Source organism: Methylomonas sp. EFPC1 (assembly GCF_016925515.1).
Lineage (GTDB): Bacteria > Pseudomonadota > Gammaproteobacteria > Methylococcales > Methylomonadaceae > Methylomonas > Methylomonas defluvii.
Window position 1 is genome coordinate 4,046,784 of the sequence record NZ_CP070494.1, and the last position, 15,513, is coordinate 4,062,296.

General features: G+C 51.9%; 16 protein-coding genes and 1 other RNA gene. 10 read left to right on the plus strand and 7 right to left on the minus strand.

What is annotated here, in order from left to right; translation table 11 throughout:
* Positions 1-250 precede the first annotated feature (250 nt).
* The 9 genes from nifH (at position 251) to JWZ98_RS18535 (ending at position 7,667) form a co-directional block, all read left to right on the plus strand.
* Positions 251-1,129, plus strand: coding sequence for a nitrogenase iron protein (nifH, locus tag JWZ98_RS18495; RefSeq protein ID WP_033159060.1), 879 nt, complete (start codon positions 251-253; stop codon positions 1,127-1,129).
* Between the two features lie 103 nt (positions 1,130-1,232).
* Positions 1,233-2,714 (plus strand): nitrogenase molybdenum-iron protein alpha chain, encoded by a 1,482-nt coding sequence (gene nifD, locus JWZ98_RS18500; protein WP_033159061.1) that lies wholly within the window; start codon positions 1,233-1,235, stop codon positions 2,712-2,714.
* A 149-nt stretch (positions 2,715-2,863) separates the two neighbouring features.
* The gene (gene nifK, locus JWZ98_RS18505) at positions 2,864-4,447 is read left to right on the plus strand and encodes a nitrogenase molybdenum-iron protein subunit beta (protein WP_033159062.1); all 1,584 of its coding nucleotides are present in this window, start codon (positions 2,864-2,866) and stop codon (positions 4,445-4,447) included.
* A gap of 98 nt (positions 4,448-4,545) precedes the next feature.
* Complete coding sequence (nifT, locus tag JWZ98_RS18510) at positions 4,546-4,767, plus strand: putative nitrogen fixation protein NifT (protein WP_020483288.1); 222 nt, start codon at positions 4,546-4,548, stop codon at positions 4,765-4,767.
* A gap of 4 nt (positions 4,768-4,771) precedes the next feature.
* Complete coding sequence (locus tag JWZ98_RS18515) at positions 4,772-4,972, plus strand: 4Fe-4S binding protein (protein WP_020483289.1); 201 nt, start codon at positions 4,772-4,774, stop codon at positions 4,970-4,972.
* 4 nt (positions 4,973-4,976) lie between these two features.
* The gene (gene nifX, locus JWZ98_RS18520; protein ID WP_033159064.1) at positions 4,977-5,669 is read left to right on the plus strand and encodes a nitrogen fixation protein NifX; all 693 of its coding nucleotides are present in this window, start codon (positions 4,977-4,979) and stop codon (positions 5,667-5,669) included.
* A 2-nt stretch (positions 5,670-5,671) separates the two neighbouring features.
* Positions 5,672-5,938: a DUF6129 family protein gene (locus tag JWZ98_RS18525; RefSeq protein ID WP_026603355.1), complete on the plus strand. Its 267-nt coding sequence runs from the start codon at positions 5,672-5,674 to the stop codon at positions 5,936-5,938.
* A gap of 9 nt (positions 5,939-5,947) precedes the next feature.
* Positions 5,948-6,712, plus strand: coding sequence for a 4Fe4S-binding leucine-rich repeat protein (locus JWZ98_RS18530; RefSeq protein WP_033159065.1), 765 nt, complete (start codon positions 5,948-5,950; stop codon positions 6,710-6,712).
* Positions 6,705-7,667: a hypothetical protein gene (locus tag JWZ98_RS18535; RefSeq protein ID WP_033159066.1), complete on the plus strand. Its 963-nt coding sequence runs from the start codon at positions 6,705-6,707 to the stop codon at positions 7,665-7,667. The genes JWZ98_RS18530 and JWZ98_RS18535 overlap by 8 nt, the downstream gene beginning before the upstream one ends.
* Before the next feature lie 386 nt (positions 7,668-8,053).
* On the opposite strand, the gene JWZ98_RS18540 is transcribed toward JWZ98_RS18535, so the two are convergent.
* From JWZ98_RS18540 to JWZ98_RS18570, 7 genes are all read right to left on the minus strand, one after another.
* On the minus strand, positions 8,054-8,995 hold the full coding sequence (locus tag JWZ98_RS18540; protein WP_033159067.1) for a DUF1152 domain-containing protein: 942 nt from the start codon (positions 8,993-8,995) through the stop codon (positions 8,054-8,056).
* A gap of 476 nt (positions 8,996-9,471) precedes the next feature.
* Positions 9,472-11,001: a hypothetical protein gene (locus JWZ98_RS18545; protein WP_205451310.1), complete on the minus strand. Its 1,530-nt coding sequence runs from the start codon at positions 10,999-11,001 to the stop codon at positions 9,472-9,474.
* Between the two features lie 163 nt (positions 11,002-11,164).
* Positions 11,165-12,001 (minus strand): HDOD domain-containing protein, encoded by an 837-nt coding sequence (locus JWZ98_RS18550; protein WP_205451311.1) that lies wholly within the window; start codon positions 11,999-12,001, stop codon positions 11,165-11,167.
* A 16-nt stretch (positions 12,002-12,017) separates the two neighbouring features.
* Positions 12,018-13,916, minus strand: coding sequence for a GspE/PulE family protein (locus tag JWZ98_RS18555; RefSeq protein ID WP_205451312.1), 1,899 nt, complete (start codon positions 13,914-13,916; stop codon positions 12,018-12,020).
* Positions 13,917-14,142: 226 nt separating this feature from the next.
* Positions 14,143-14,322, minus strand: a non-coding RNA gene (gene ssrS / locus JWZ98_RS18560) — 6S RNA.
* Positions 14,323-14,344: 22 nt separating this feature from the next.
* Positions 14,345-14,644, minus strand: a complete 300-nt coding sequence (locus tag JWZ98_RS18565; RefSeq protein ID WP_205451313.1) for a cell division protein ZapA — start codon at positions 14,642-14,644, stop codon at positions 14,345-14,347.
* Positions 14,641-14,868 carry a TIGR02449 family protein gene (locus tag JWZ98_RS18570; RefSeq protein ID WP_026146988.1) on the minus strand — a complete coding sequence of 76 codons (228 nt, stop codon included), beginning with the start codon at positions 14,866-14,868 and terminating at the stop codon, positions 14,641-14,643. The genes JWZ98_RS18565 and JWZ98_RS18570 overlap by 4 nt, the downstream gene beginning before the upstream one ends.
* Before the next feature lie 102 nt (positions 14,869-14,970).
* Between JWZ98_RS18570 and JWZ98_RS18575 the strand changes: the two genes are divergently transcribed.
* Positions 14,971-15,498 (plus strand): UPF0149 family protein, encoded by a 528-nt coding sequence (locus JWZ98_RS18575; protein WP_020483302.1) that lies wholly within the window; start codon positions 14,971-14,973, stop codon positions 15,496-15,498.
* Positions 15,499-15,513: the final 15 nt, after the last annotated feature.

Below are 15,513 nucleotides of genomic sequence, written 5' to 3' on the forward strand. Positions count from 1 at the left end.
ATCGCTAAAGGACCGGGGCCAAAATCCGCGGCGAATACGCACCTAGCCCCGCCGTCAAATAAAAACCCCGCGATTTATGTTGGTTAGATAACAGGCCTTACAAAGAATGTTGCTAATCCGACCATCGAAAAAGCTAGAAATATTATTTTTAATCCTTTATTTTCAATGACTTAAAACGCATCAAAACTTTGGCACGGCCATTGCAATTATCAGGTTGTTATTAACAACACCTACTCAAGAGGAGAAGATCATGGCGAAATTACGTCAATGTGCTATTTACGGTAAAGGTGGTATCGGTAAATCTACCACCACGCAAAACCTGGTTGCTGGCTTGGCAGAGCTTGGCAAAAAAGTAATGATCGTCGGTTGCGACCCTAAAGCCGATTCTACTCGTTTGATCCTGCATGCGAAAGCGCAAAACTCTATCATGCAAATGGCAGCTGATGCCGGTAGCGTAGAAGATTTGGAACTGGAAGACGTATTGAAAGTGGGTTACCGCGACGTTAAATGCGTTGAATCAGGCGGTCCAGAGCCAGGTGTAGGTTGCGCCGGCCGTGGTGTTATCACCGCGATCAACTTTTTGGAAGAAGAAGGTGCTTATACCGACGACCTCGACTTCGTATTCTACGATGTATTGGGTGACGTTGTTTGCGGTGGTTTCGCGATGCCAATTCGTGAAAACAAAGCCCAAGAAATTTACATCGTATGCTCAGGCGAGATGATGGCTATGTATGCTGCCAACAACATCGCTAAAGGTATCGTGAAATATGCTAACTCAGGCGGCGTGCGTTTGGCCGGTTTGATCTGCAACAGCCGTAACACCGCTCGCGAAGACGAACTGATCATGCAATTGGCTGCCAGAATGGGCACTCACATGATTCACTTCGTACCACGCGACAACGTTGTCCAACGTGCCGAAATCCGTCGTATGACAGTAATCGAGTACGAACCAACCGCGAAACAAGCACAAGAGTATCGCGACTTGGCGCAAAAAATCATCAACAACACCAACTTGGTGATCCCAACTCCAATCACTATGGACGAGTTGGAAGACTTGTTGATGGAATTCGGCGTCATGGAAGAAGTTGACGAAAGCGTTGTCGGTGTAACCGCCGCAGCCGAAGCTTAATCAGTATGTAGGTTGGGCCGGCTGTTAGCCTGTCCAACCTGCTTTCGCATAGTTCCTAACAAGTCTGTGGGGGATTACCCAGGACTACCAGGAGGATTTCATCATGGCAGCCATGACAAGAGAAGAGACCGAAGCGCTTATTCAAGAAGTGCTGGAAGTCTATCCCGAAAAAGCCAAAGCCGATCGCGCCAAACATTTGGCCATCAACGATCAAAGCTTGGAAAAATCAAACAAATGTATCACTTCCAACCGTAAATCCCTACCCGGCGTGATGACCATTCGTGGTTGCGCCTATGCGGGTTCCAAAGGGGTGGTTTGGGGTCCTATTAAGGACATGATCCATATTTCACACGGCCCGGTTGGCTGTGGTCAATATTCCCGTGCTGGTCGCCGTAACTACTATGTAGGTACTACAGGCGTCAACACCTTCGGTACCATGAACTTTACCTCGGACTTTACCGAGAAAGACATCGTATTCGGCGGTGACAAAAAACTGGCTAAATGTATCGACGAAATCGAAACCTTGTTCCCGCTCAATAAAGGCATCTCCATCCAATCTGAGTGCCCAATCGGTTTGATCGGCGACGACATCGAAGCGGTTTCTAAAGTTAAAAACAAAGAGTACAACAAAACCATCGTGCCAGTACGTTGCGAAGGCTTCCGTGGTGTCTCTCAATCTTTGGGTCACCATATCGCTAACGACGCGATTCGCGACTGGGTATTGGAAAACCGCGACGGCGATGAAAGCTTCCCAACCACCCCTTACGACGTAGCCGTGATCGGCGACTACAACATTGGTGGTGATGCTTGGGCTTCACGTACCTTGTTGGAAGAAATGGGTCTGCGCGTGGTCGCTCAATGGTCTGGCGACGGTACCATTGCCGAGATCGAAAAAACCCCAAAAGTGAAACTGAACCTGATTCACTGCTACCGTTCGATGAACTACATCGCGCGCCACATGGAAGAAAAGTACAACATCCCTTGGATCGAGTACAACTTCTTTGGCCCGACCAAAATCGCCGAGTCTTTGCGCAGAATCGCCGCTCACTTCGATGACACTATCAAAGAAGGTGCTGAGCGCGTCATCGAACGCTACAAAGCCGAATACGATGCCGTTATCGCTAAATACAAACCTCGCCTGGAAGGCAAACGGGTAATGTTGTACATCGGCGGTCTGCGTCCTCGCCACGTGATCGGTGCCTATGAAGATTTGGGCATGGAAGTGGTCGGTACCGGTTACGAGTTCGGTCACAACGACGACTACGACCGCACCATTAAAGAAATGGGCAACGCGACCTTGTTGTATGACGACGTCACCGGCTACGAATTCGAAGAGTTCGTGAAAAAAGTTCAACCTGACTTGGTCGGCTCCGGTATCAAGGAAAAATACATTTTCCAAAAAATGGGCGTGCCGTTCCGCCAAATGCACTCCTGGGATTACTCAGGCCCTTATCACGGCTACGACGGTTTCGCCATCTTCGCCCGCGATATGGACATGACCATCAACAATCCTTGCTGGAAAAGCTTCAAAGCGCCTTGGAAAACCGAAGCGACCGAGAGCGAACCCGTCAAAGCGGTTGCGTAATCCGTAGGGTGGGCATTGCCCATCTTAACTCCCGGAAAGGTGGGCAAACTGCCCACCCTATTAGGAGCCAAAATGTCGGTCGGGATTTCATTCCCGGCAAAATCCAATCAACGCCGGACCACAGATTAGTGGCGCGTTAGGAGATTATCATGAGCCAAAATGTCGATAAAATAGAACCCAGTTATCCTTTATTCAGAAATGACGAGTACAAGGAAAGCTTGGCCAACAAACGCGAACAGTACGAAGAACGTCATCCACAAGACACGATAGACGAAGTGTTCCAATGGACGACTACCAAGGAATACCAAGAACTGAACTTCCAACGTGAAGCGATCACGGTTAACCCTGCTAAAGCTTGCCAGCCTTTGGGCGCGGTACTTTGCGCACTGGGTTTTGAAAAAACCATGCCTTATGTGCACGGTTCACAAGGCTGCGTGGCTTATTTCCGTACTTACTTCAACCGTCATTTCAAAGAGCCAATCTCTTGCGTATCTGACTCGATGACAGAAGACGCGGCGGTATTCGGCGGTCAGAAAAACATGTTTGCTGGTTTGGAAAACGCGAAAGCCTTGTACAAACCGACCATGATCGCGGTATCGACCACCTGTATGGCGGAAGTTATCGGCGACGACTTGAATGCGTTCATCAACAACGCCAAAAAAGAAGGCCACGTCGATCAAGACTACCCTGTACCATTTGCGCATACGCCTAGCTTCGTCGGTAGCCATACCACGGGTTGGGACAACATGTTCGAAGGTATTGCCCGCTACTTCACCCTTGAAAAAGGTATGTTGCCTGAAGGTAAATACGAAGTTGGCAGTAACAACAAAATCAACTTAGTCCCCGGCTTTGAAACCTATTTGGGCAACTTCCGCGTCATTCACCGGATGTTGAACGAGATGGGCGTCGACCACACTCTGTTGAGCGATCCTACCGAAGTGTTGGATACCCCAGCTGATGGCCACTTCAACATGTATGCCGGCGGCACCACGATCGCCGAAGTTGCAGATGCGCCTAACGCGATCACTACCGTGTTGCTGCAACCTTGGCAGTTGGAAAAAACCAAAAAATTCGTTGAAACTAGCTGGAAACACGACGCGCCCAAACTGAACATCCCAATGGGCTTGGAATGGACCGACCAGTTCCTGATGAAAATTTCCGAACTGACCGGCAAACCGATTCCAAAATCGCTGGAAGTGGAACGCGGCCGTTATGTGGACATGATGACCGACTCGCACGCTTGGTTACACGGCAAAAAATTTGCCTTGTACGGCGACGCCGACTTTGCTCTGGGTATGACCAAATTCCTGCTGGAAATGGGCGCCGAGGTAACCGACGTGTTAGTCAACCACGCCAACAAACGCTACAAAAAAGCGGTTGAAGAAGTGTTGAAAGCCTCGCCTTACGGCCAAGAAGCGACGGTACATATCGGCAAAGATTTGTGGCACTTCCGTTCATTGATGTTCACCAACAAACCGGACTTCATGATCGGTAACTCCTACGGCAAATTTATCCAACGTGACACCTTCTACAAAGGCGAAGAGTTCGAAGTACCGTTGATCCGTATCGGCTTCCCCATCTTCGATCGTCACCACTTGCACCGTATGACCACATTGGGCTACGAAGGCGGCATGTACATGTTGACCACCATCGTTAATGCCTTGTTGGAGCAGTTGGATAAAGAAACCAAAGGTATGGGAACCACTGACTACAACTACGACTTGATTCGTTAAGCGTAGGGTGGGCACCGCCACGGTGCCCACCAGTCAATCATATCGTGTCGGGTTACAGCGCAGGCTTAACCCGACCTACACTTGTCTGGAGAATCCCAATGCCTAGCGTCATGCTCAGGAAACGCGAGGACGGCAAATTGCTGTTCTACATCGCTAAAAAAGACCTTGAAGAAACCATCGAATCCTTAGAATTTGACAGCGCCGATAAATGGGGCGGTGAAGTGGTTTTGGGTGACGGATCCAAATATTACTTTGATCCGCTGTCACCTCCGCCTAAAATCCCTACAACTTTGCAAGCTAAACGGTTATCGGAGGAATAAAGCCATGTCTCTGTATATTGTTGCCGAAGAATGCATTTCCTGCGGCGATTGCCTGCCGGTGTGCCCTACCGACTCCATCAAGGAAGGGGCAATCGTTTTTGAAATCAACAAAAAAACTTGCACGGAATGCAATGGCGATTACGACGAACCGCAATGCGTCAAGGTTTGCCCAATCGACAACTGCATTCTGCCTTTAGTGGCTTGACGCCATGAGCCAGTCTACCTTAACCCGGGAACTGGCACTGCGCATCGGGCTGGCGGCTCGCGCCCTGCCCGATACCCCTCCCAAACTGTTTATCTCCGTGCTGCGTGCCTGTATAGGCACAGCATTAAACGACAAAAACCTGGCCGAACTCGGCAAAGCCCAGTTCCAACAAGCCTTAAACAATTTCGGCATTGTGGCCAACGCCGACAGTATCCGTGAATCGTTGCGCATTCTGCAAAACAGCGAGGAACCCGCGCCGATAGCCGATCCCTGCCAGACAATTGCATCCGCCAGCTCGATCCGAATTGCCATCGGCAGCGACGATCCGCAGTTAATTAGCGGTCATTTTGGCTCGTGCCGGCAGTTTTTGATTTATCAGATTGCCGCGGACGACGCCCGGCTCGTCGATGTGCGCAGCATCGATAGCGACGCGCAACGGCAGCATGACGACAAGAATGTGTATCGCGCAGAACTGATCGCCGATTGCCGAGTGTTGTATATTGCTTCTATCGGCGGCCCGGCGGCGGCAAAACTTATCAAATACGGCATTCATCCGGTTAAAGCCGACCAGGGCGAAGCCATCACTCAAATTATCAAACAACTGCAAATCGTTTTAGCGCATGCCCCGCCGCCGTGGCTGGCTAAATCGATGGGCATCCAGCCCGTGCAGCGCGTTTGTTTCGAACAGGAATCCTAGCGATGATTAGTCCAGAGCAACTGCAAACCATAGCCGAGAAAATTAACGGCCAAGCCTTGAACGAAACCGTCGTCAGTGGACTGCGCGGCGAATACCCCGGCGTCCATTTCACCTATTGCATGGACGACGACCTGCCCAACAATGAACCGTTATTGGAAGGTGCGGGATTCAATCTGTACTTGGTCGATGGCCGCGAACATTGCTTACGCATTACCGATAATTACGAAAATGCCTCGGGCATTGTGATCGCCGAAGTTATTCCCGAATAAGACGATAATATGGCGGAACAAGACAGCCCTGTTACTCTGCCCGTCGCCGATTGCAGCCTCTGCCCGTTCCGGGGGAAAACCCTGCTGATGGGCCGGTGCATGCCCGGCGATACTTGCGTGTTCATCAATAGCGGCCGGCAAATCGACCGTTTCTTTCGGGTCAATCCGGCCTACGCCACGCTTTATTTGCAAGACCCGTTCTGGGAACGCCGGGCCATCGCCGTGCGCTACGCACCGCTAAAAGCCTTGTCGGCGCTGATCACCGACGAAGACGAAGTGGTGCGCCGCGCTGTCGCGTTTCGTCTGCCGGCCCAGCAGCTACAAGCCTTGATCGACGACCCGGACCGCGAAGTACGCATGACGGTCGCGGACCGTATCGATCCGGAACACCTGGAGTTGCTGGCTGACGACCCCGACTATATCGTGCGCTTGATGGTCGCCAAACGCCTACCGCCGGGCCGCTTGTTTCGTTTCATCAAAGACGAAGACTTACAAGTACGCAAGCGCGTTGCCGAACGGCTGCCGGAAGTCAGCCTGGGGCTGATGGCTAACGACCGTTCGCCGGATGTGCGGCGCATCGTCGCGGAACGCATGGCGCCGGAAGACGCAACCATGCTGTTAAACGACGAAGATTGGGTTGTGCGCTACACAGCGGCACTAAAGGTCGATCCCGCGCAACTCGCCGCTCTCGCCGAGGATCCGGAACCGGATGTCCGCGAACTGGTAAGGCAACGCTTACATTCAAACTCCACACCTGAAGCCGATCATGACTGAATCAAGACTCAATCTTGCCGGACAAGACATTACCGATTGCTGTAAAAAAATCATCCCCGGCCAAACCGACGATTTGCTGCTCAGCAAACTACAGGCGCTGATTCCCGACCACCCCATCCGCCTGGCTTTGACCGGTGATGAATGGTACCGGCTGGGCGGCGTGGTGGATATGGACGGCAAACGCATCGCCAACGATTTAATCGAATGGGTGGAACGCACCTATCTGGAATGCGGGCAAAACCTGCAAACCCTGATCGATTACACGCTGGAACAAAAACTGATCGCCACCAAACAGACCGGCAAAACCCTGTATTTTGTGGTACAGACCGGCACCAAAGCCGAAGATTTTACGCTGATCGAAATTGACAAGACTCACGAAGTCTCTGATCGAATGCTTGTCGACGAAAACAATCCACCCGACGATCTGGAAGAATTCATCGACCCGCTGCAACCCTTTTGCATCGAGAGCTTCGGCTTTGGGCATTCTCGGTACACCTACCGGCGCAAGACCGATGTCAAGCTGTTCATGGAAGTGATTAACGAGCGACACCCCGGCGAACATCCGGTACAACGCTTCATGGAAGACTGGAACCGCAGCAGCGCCGGCCAGAAGCACAGCATGTCCGAAGACTGGATCATCCGCCCCTACCGGCACACCGGCCGCTTCGGCGAACAAATCGTCAACGTGGAAATCGTCAACACCCACAAAAACAACCTGCCGCATCTGGAAGACTTTGCCGGCAAGAAAGGCAGTGCGTTAAGTAATGTATTGAATCGCTTTGACCGGCAGGCAGGTTATCCGTTTGCCTGGTTTTTTTACATGGTCAAAGGCAAGCTGGTGTCTACTCACAGCGCTGACGCAGTCTACAAGGATATTTCCGGGGATTTTGCTTATTTGCCGGAGCGGGATGAGGCGGTGTTGAGGGATTGGATTTCTACGCCGTATAACGTTTGAGGTGTTGAATTGGCCGTCGTCCTTGCTGGGCGTAGGGTGGGCACGGCTTTTTGTGCCCACGCGGTGATGGGTTTAATGTGTCGCTAACGCGAAGGTTGTTTTGTATGTCGGGTCTCGGCCCGACAGCCGAGATACTTTCTTTTGTGTGGCCAAAAGAAAGTATCCAAAGAAAAGGCCACCCGAATGCCGCTTATTCCCTGCGCTCCGAAGCTTTTGAACGGGGTTGCCGAAAGGGGCTTCCTGCCCCTTCGGCAACGTGCGGCATCCCTGCCGCACCCCTTCGGGCTATTCCGTCCAAAAGCTCCGGTGCTCGGCCCGGCATACGGGAGTAAAGCCCTCTCGGGATCAGAATATCAATGCATGATTTGCGTGAGAGCCATAAGTTTTTACAATGGAATACGTTTGCGATCCCTTAGCCTACTTCCAATCCGGAAAGAACGGATCAATTTAGCAACTTCGTCCATTTCGGTAGTGCTCTCAATTTTTGCAGCAAACCCCATTCGCCCTACTACAGCAGGCAAGGAAAAAGTCCAATACAAACTCATCAGCGGATTTATAAATAATTCGCTACCGCTGGTTCGAGATGTCACTTGATGATCCCCAAATTCACCTTTTATCGCGCTAGCAACCGAATTTGTAACAATAGAATGCCTAACGCGCATATTTTTATTAAGGTAATCAACCAATTCCAGGTACCCTCTGCCCTCATACATATCCTTGGTTAAAGAAAAAGCGCCCAAATAGCCATCGTCCTTGATTAGTGTCGCAATATTTTCAAGACAGGCGTGGTGATTAACATCGTGGAAATGATCTATTCCAAAACCTACCATCGCCATTAAGCTTTGTTTTACGGCTACGCCGCTGGCAGCAATCATAGAACATGCATCTTCAACAACCGTGCCTATCCCCGGCTCATCCCCAAAAATCAGACTATCGGTGCCACCATCAACCAATACCAGCGTATCGATTTGATGACGCTCGACTATTTCGGCGTAAGCACTTCTCAACGGTAAGACGCCAATTTCATTCGAAAACGCATACATTGCCGACTCTTCTCCCCGAGACGACAACCACTCCAAAATGCACCTCTCTGGAAAATACGGCAAGTCGGCAGATTGTTTATTGACAAGAAAAGCGCCAGGGCAAATTTCTTCGCAATTCGTTAAGCCAAGCTCTGTAAAAGAGAGATTAGCCATCGTGACTTGCTTACCAAGGCGACGCAAATATAGGTAGATGGGGACACCACTGACAATATCAAATCCTCCGCCAACCCCAGCAATTAAAAAGCGTTGTCCATTTGCCAACGCATCGAAAAATGGAATGTTCACATAAAACCTTTGGCTTAGTGATGTAGGACCGTCCGATTAAGGCCGTAAGTTGCAATGGGTAGGGCGTCAATAGGCGTAGCCGTATTGCGCCGTATGTTGGCTTTAAATCATTCGGCGCATTACGCTGTCGCTAATGCGCCCTACAAAATTTCATACAAAATAATCTGTCGAGTTCGGCGCGGGGTTTCTCCCGTATGCCGCGCCGAGCACCGGAGCTTTTATCGAGATCAGCCCGAAGGGGTGCGGCAGGGAGAGCCTGCCCCGCTTTTTCGGGCATGCCGCACGTCGGCGGAGGGGCTGGGAAGCCCCTTCTGCCGACCCTCGATAAAAGCTTCGGCGCGCAGGGAATAAGCGGCATCCGGGTGTCGTTTCTTTTGGGTACTTTTCTTTGGACAAGCAAAGAAAAGTACCTCGGCTGTCGGGCCGAGACCCGACGTTAAAACCAGCCGTCGCGCCAGCGACACAAAAAACAAACCTCAATCACCAGCTGTCTTAAACCGCGCCGCCGCCCCCAGCAATCCGGTAACAAAAAACGCCGTCCCCACCAAGGTAAAACGCAAATTCAGCTTCTCAATCGCCAAATCGTCCGTCGCGTACAGCATGAAAATCACCGCAATCCCGCCCCAGGCCAGAAAGCCCAATACGGCGGAGAGGATGGTTTTACTCAGGGCTTCGGCTTCGCTGGCCGGCGCGTCCATCCGGTAGGCGACGAAACCGCAAATCAGCGCCGGCATAATCCCCCAGCGGGCGTGATCGAGGAAACTATCCAGGAAATTGAAATCATCCCGGCGATAAAAGGTTAACTCCAGGATAAAGGTCGAGATGGTGGTACTGACCAGGAAGCAGACGAACATGATCGCCATGTAAAAGCCGTAATTCTGCTCAGCAGGTTCCTGTTGATGGCGGAATGCGATGCTCCGCAAAGCAAAAACCAGTGTAATGGGCACCACGTAAATGGCGATTGAATAGGCTATCCAGCGCAGGGTGGTATAGCTAAAGTGCGGTAACGGTTTGTCCGGAAACAGAAACACGTTGTGCAACGCCACCGACACTTCCCGCCCCAAAATCACGCCAAACGCGGTCGCCGCGGCGAATATCAGTAAGTATTTATAGGTGTGCTTCAAGCGAGCTTCATGCACATTGCCGCCGAGCTTTCTGACCGTCTCCCACATGTCGTTTTCGCTGGGGCTGCCGAATACCACCGCCGCCGCTAGCAATCGGCACAGCAGACTGGTCAGTCGGTCCAAGTCTTTTAGCAAGTTGACGGTCTTGGTGTAATGCGGTTCGGCTTCTTTCCAAATATTCACTTTTTCCGACATTGCATTATAGGAAATGCAGATTTCGCCCCATTTCAGCGAAGGCTCGCTAAACAGGCGCCGATACGAAGATTGATCGGCATAGTGTTGGATTTGGTCGAACAGCAGGCTGTTATGCGCCCATTTGTATTCGACCGTGGCGCCGGATTTATCGAAATCGCCGGCGTCGATGCTTTGCACCAACAGGCGATCAGCGATTTGGGCTTTTATCTTGTCGTCCGCCGCCGACAGCCGGGATTTGATCAGCGCGTTATACACTTCGACGGCTTTGGTCGGAATCGCAAAGGCGTCGTGAATGCTGTCCCGTAAAATCAACAACGGATTAAATGGGCTTTCCCATCCGACGAAAAACAGCATGATGCCGGCAGCAATTAGCGGGAACAGTTTGTTACCATCCAGACCGTAGAGCAGATTCACCAGCTCACCGGCGCGTAAATGACTAACGATCAGCGTTACCAACGGCTCCAGCGGCAGCCATTGCCAAGTCAGCAATAAAAACAATCCTGCCATCAACGAGCAGTAAAGGACAATCCCGCTCCAGTATGTGCTGCGCCGGATAAAGTACTGCGGCAAAGTCGGTTCCGCACCGAGCTGGATCCGGCGCTTTTGAAACGAGCGGTAAGCCAAAAACCCGGCGGCCAGAGTGCCGAGCAACAGAATCAGAAAATTGATCAGAAATTCGATGGTCATTGTTCCAACGTGATTGTGCAAAGTTTGGGAAAGCGGCCATGCCGGCTAACAGCCATTCTAAAGCAAAGCCTTGCGTTTTAGCGACGGCAATTGGTCGACCCGGTATTGGAAGCGGTACCAGCAGGGTTGCCCCCGCATCGCAGGTGTATGAGGGGTTGGCGCGTCAGACAGACAAGGCCAGCGAATCTTCCAGCGCAATTTCCAATTCGGCCAGCATAATCTCCGATAGGCCGAGCCGACTGGCTTCCTCGCTGCTGGAGATCACCAGATCGGGCTGCGGCCGCGGCGCAATACCCAGCTTGTAGGCCACCATGTCGGCTACTCGCACCAACAATTCCACCGTGCCGGTATGTTCGGTGGCCGGCTGATGATGGTTGGCGGCAACCGTACGATAGGTTTCCGGTAAATTCCATTCTTGCAGCAACCATGCGCCTTTGCTCTCGTGCTGGCGAATTATCAGTTCTCGTTGCAAATTGGCGGGTAAATTTAGATTGGGGTCCTTGGCCGCCAGATCTTCGAGGCAGCGCAGCAGCAACAGTTCGCCAATATCGTGAAACAGGCCGGCCATAAAGGCTTCTTCCGCTATCGTGTGGAGCGACAAACGCTTGGCCAGCCATTCGGCGCCTAAGGCTACCGCGACGCTATGCTGCCAAAGTTTGACCATGTATTGCTGAGTTGCGGCATCTTTTGCCGCAAACAAGCCTTTCTGCATGACTAAGGTGGCAATCTGGACGATGCGCGGCAAACCCAAGCGGACGAGAGCATCCTTGACCGTGTTGATCGATCCCAAGCCTGCATAGAATGACGAGTTGGCAACGCGCAAAATCTGGCTGGCCAAACTGGCGTCCATCGCCAATTGTTTAGCAATCGCGTCCAGCGATCTATTTTCGTCTTGCAAGGCCAAACGCAGCTCGGTTACTGCCCGCGGAAACACCGGCAAGGCGCTGGCTCCCGAGGTAATGGCCTCGTCTATCAATTCGGAAAGCGTTTTTTCACTCATAGGATTGTTTTATTCGTCATCGACTGCCCAACAAGCGGCGCAGCTCGTAAAGAGGGCGGGGTTTTCCAAAACGGGGCAGATTGCGGATCACTTCCTGTAGCGAAGTAGCGCCGGCGGCTGCCTTTACCAAACCATCCTCGACCAGGGTAACCAAGCCCGCCGTCTCCAGGCTAACCCGACGGATTTCGTAGGAGGTTTTACGCTGCAATATCGCATCTTTGACCAATTCGTTCATCGACAATAGTTCGAACACGCATACCCGGCCGGAGTATCCGGTAAAACGGCACTTTTCGCAGCCCTTGCCCAACACAAATTGGGCGCCGGCAATGTCATCCGGCGTCACATTCAGCCGACGCAGCAAAGCCGGATCGGGCTTGAACGGTTCGGAACAATGCCGGCACACCCGGCGCAACAGGCGCTGGGCAACTACCGAAACCACGGTCGAAGAAATCAGAAAGGCCTCGATTTCCATGTTCAGCAGCCGCAGTAGGCCGCCTATGCTGTCCTCGGTGTGAAATGTGGTCAACACTTTGTGGCCGGTCAGGGCCGCCTGGATCGCGGTGTCAGCGGAAAACTTATCGCGAATTTCGCCGAGCACGATGATGTCCGGGTCCTGACGCACGATGTGGCGCAGGGTTTCTTCGTAAGTCAGATTGATCTTCGGGTTGATCGAACATTGCGCCACGCCGTCAATCACGTATTCGACAGGGTCTTCGGCGGTAACGATGCTGACTTCCGGGGCGTTCAGATAATCCACTGCGCTATACAGCGTCGTGGTTTTACCCGAACCGGTCGGTCCGGTGATGATGATAACGCCGGTCGGCACGTCCAGCGAATCTTGAATAAAGCGTTCCAGCATCAAAGGCGCCATGCCCACTTCGTGTATGTCCAGCAATTCTGTCTTGCGGTTCAATAGCCGCAACACGATTTTTTCGCCGTTAATGGTACTGAAAAACGAAGCGCGCATGTCGATCACGCGATTGCTGCTGGCCTGTTCATACATGACCCGACCGTCCTGATGCCGGCGCTTTTCGGCAATATCGGCGCCGGCCATTACTTTGATCCGGCTAATCAAAGCCTGGGCGATTTCGATCGGAAAATCCCGGTAGTGCACCATTACGCCATCGATCCGTTGCCGAACCCTGACCTTATGCTCCAGCGGTTCGATATGGATGTCGCTGGCTCCCTGGCGTATCGCGTCTTCAAAGATCCGGTTGGCAACCGCGACGGCCGACTGCTCGCCCACTGCTGCTTTTTCGGTGCCGGTGTTGCGCTCGTAATTGAGGAGAAAACGCATGATTTGCGAATAACGCCCCACCGCCGGAATGATCTCGGCACCCAAGACGTGCCGGGCCATTTCGATGGCGTTTTGATCCAGCGGATCACCAAAAGCCACCAATACGCCGTCCACTTGCTTTTCGATAGGCAAAAAACAATGCTTGTTGGCGGACTTCAACATCGGCTTTGTCATCAGCGTCTGATCGATGACGGCAGTACTCAAATCGATAACCGAAATGCCCATCAGATCGGCCAAAACCTCGAGCATTTTCATTTCTGATATCAGATTGCGTTCCACCAGAATTTCGCCCAGGCGTTTGCGCCCTGCTTTCTGCTGTTGCTCTGCCAGCGCCAGTTCCAAGTCGGTGTTGGTGATGTACCCGAACTCCACCAAGAACAGGCCTAATTTGACTTTGACCGGATGGTTACGAAACAACTCGACCAGCTGGTTGTGAGTGACATAACCCAGATCGCAAAGCACCAACAAAATCGGCTTTGGCGACTCCAGTTTGCTTTGCACCCGCAAGGCGTATTTCAGTTTTTCCGCATCGATCAGGCCCTGACCAACCAATAGGCCCAAGAAGTTTTCTGTAAAGCTTTTACCGGAATCGCCAGTGTTCGTGTCGCTTATGTTCATTATCGCGTAATCGTTGTTGTCCAGCGGAGCGAAAAGGAAAGGGGCATGTTATCAAGAGATACTGGGGGACGGACTTAGTCAATACAGCGCTAGCTAACCGAATTTTAAGCCGCGATTAAAGCGCCGTGCCATACACCACCCAGCGCGCCAGTTACCAGCAGACTAACAGCAAACACGTGGGGGGAGGATGTCGAACGAGCAAGGGAAACCGAGACAAAAATTCAAGAGATCTCCCGCCTGCGCCGTCTGATACTTTCGTCCTTGAACCGAAGGTTCAAGTGGAAACCAAATCCAGTCAATCAGGCTTCCTGAATAAACAGGCATGCGCACCATGAATGGCAAAAAGTTTCCGGGGTAAAAACAGGTTCAGGAAACACCCAGTACTGCTCGAACGCCGCAGGAGATTGGACTTATAGTCTACCGGGGATTTACGGGTTTTCCAAAACGTTTTCTATTTTGTTGCGCAAATCGGCCAAGCGCTGGCAAATATCCAAACTGCCGCTGGCTTCGGTCTTGTTGGATGCCACCAAGTCGTGGGCCAAGTTCAAAGCGGCCAGCACCGCGATGCGATCGGTACTGCTCACCTTCCCGGTGTCGCGAATTTTACGCATTTGCCTATCCAGCTCACGCGCCGAGCTAATCAAAGTCTCTTTTTCGTCGGCGGCACAGGCGATTTTGTATTCCTTATCCAGGATATTCAGCGAAACAGGCTGGACGGCTTTACTCACGAATCGTGCTCCATGGCTTTCAAACGGGCAATCATCGCTTCCACTCGGGTTTTAGCCAACGTAGTTTTTTCCAGCAATTTGGCTTTTTCTTTAACCAAGGCATCCTGCTTAACTTTCAAGGACTTATTCTCGCTTTTGACTTGATTGAACTGGGCAATGAGCGTATCCAGTTTCGCTTCCAATGCTTCGAGTTCGGTTGACGGATCTTTTTCTGTTTCAGACATAGCAAGAGTATGGGCCGATATGACGTTATAATCATCGTAGATGGCTAAGAATGTTAGCATAAGCCATGTTATTAAACAGCTTTAATAGGAAACACAGCCCAGATGACCTACCGTTCGGTTGAAGCAATTTTAGAGCAACAAGACGCCGATATCGGCGCTGCCGAGGCCCACGGTATCGCCACCGGCATGCTCTGCGTCGAAATCCGCGCCGATGCGGAAAACTGGCTACGCGAGCTGATCGACGACGAGCAACAATTGATTGACGAAGACAAAGCGCTACTGCATGGCGTATTCGAAAAAACCCGGGTATTACTGGAAAACCAGAATGAGGATTTTGCCTTCGACTTGCTGATGCCTGAAGACGACGATCCACTGGACGAACAAGTGGAAGCGCTGCGCTGTTGGTGCCAGGGCTTTTTGTTTGGCGTGGGTTACGCACAAACCGGCGCCGACTGGCCGGGCGATACCGCCGAAGTGATGCGCGACATGATAGAGCTCACCAAAATCGACACCGATGTCGGCGACGAGGACGACGAAAATGCCTTGGTAGAACTGCGCGAATATGTGCGCGCCGCCGTGTTTACCGTCCGCGATCAATTTGCCGAACTCGGCCATTCGCAAACGCATTAATCAGGTAGATCGACC

What these genes read in the sequence shown, in the direction of transcription:
- nifT (WP_020483288.1), top strand. Translation starts at nt 4,546, where the DNA reads ATGCCTAGCGTCATGCTCAGGAAACGCGAGGACGGCAAATTGCTGTTC.
- JWZ98_RS18515 (WP_020483289.1), top strand. Translation starts at nt 4,772, where the DNA reads ATGTCTCTGTATATTGTTGCCGAAGAATGCATTTCCTGCGGCGATTGC.
- JWZ98_RS18545 (WP_205451310.1), bottom strand. Translation starts at nt 11,001, where the DNA reads ATGACCATCGAATTTCTGATCAATTTTCTGATTCTGTTGCTCGGCACT.
- nifH (WP_033159060.1), top strand. Translation starts at nt 251, where the DNA reads ATGGCGAAATTACGTCAATGTGCTATTTACGGTAAAGGTGGTATCGGT.
- JWZ98_RS18525 (WP_026603355.1), top strand. Translation starts at nt 5,672, where the DNA reads ATGATTAGTCCAGAGCAACTGCAAACCATAGCCGAGAAAATTAACGGC.
- JWZ98_RS18550 (WP_205451311.1), bottom strand. Translation starts at nt 12,001, where the DNA reads ATGAGTGAAAAAACGCTTTCCGAATTGATAGACGAGGCCATTACCTCG.
- nifK (WP_033159062.1), top strand. Translation starts at nt 2,864, where the DNA reads ATGAGCCAAAATGTCGATAAAATAGAACCCAGTTATCCTTTATTCAGA.
- JWZ98_RS18555 (WP_205451312.1), bottom strand. Translation starts at nt 13,916, where the DNA reads ATGAACATAAGCGACACGAACACTGGCGATTCCGGTAAAAGCTTTACA.
- JWZ98_RS18530 (WP_033159065.1), top strand. Translation starts at nt 5,948, where the DNA reads ATGGCGGAACAAGACAGCCCTGTTACTCTGCCCGTCGCCGATTGCAGC.
- JWZ98_RS18575 (WP_020483302.1), top strand. Translation starts at nt 14,971, where the DNA reads ATGACCTACCGTTCGGTTGAAGCAATTTTAGAGCAACAAGACGCCGAT.
- JWZ98_RS18570 (WP_026146988.1), bottom strand. Translation starts at nt 14,868, where the DNA reads ATGTCTGAAACAGAAAAAGATCCGTCAACCGAACTCGAAGCATTGGAA.
- nifX (WP_033159064.1), top strand. Translation starts at nt 4,977, where the DNA reads ATGAGCCAGTCTACCTTAACCCGGGAACTGGCACTGCGCATCGGGCTG.
- JWZ98_RS18535 (WP_033159066.1), top strand. Translation starts at nt 6,705, where the DNA reads ATGACTGAATCAAGACTCAATCTTGCCGGACAAGACATTACCGATTGC.
- nifD (WP_033159061.1), top strand. Translation starts at nt 1,233, where the DNA reads ATGGCAGCCATGACAAGAGAAGAGACCGAAGCGCTTATTCAAGAAGTG.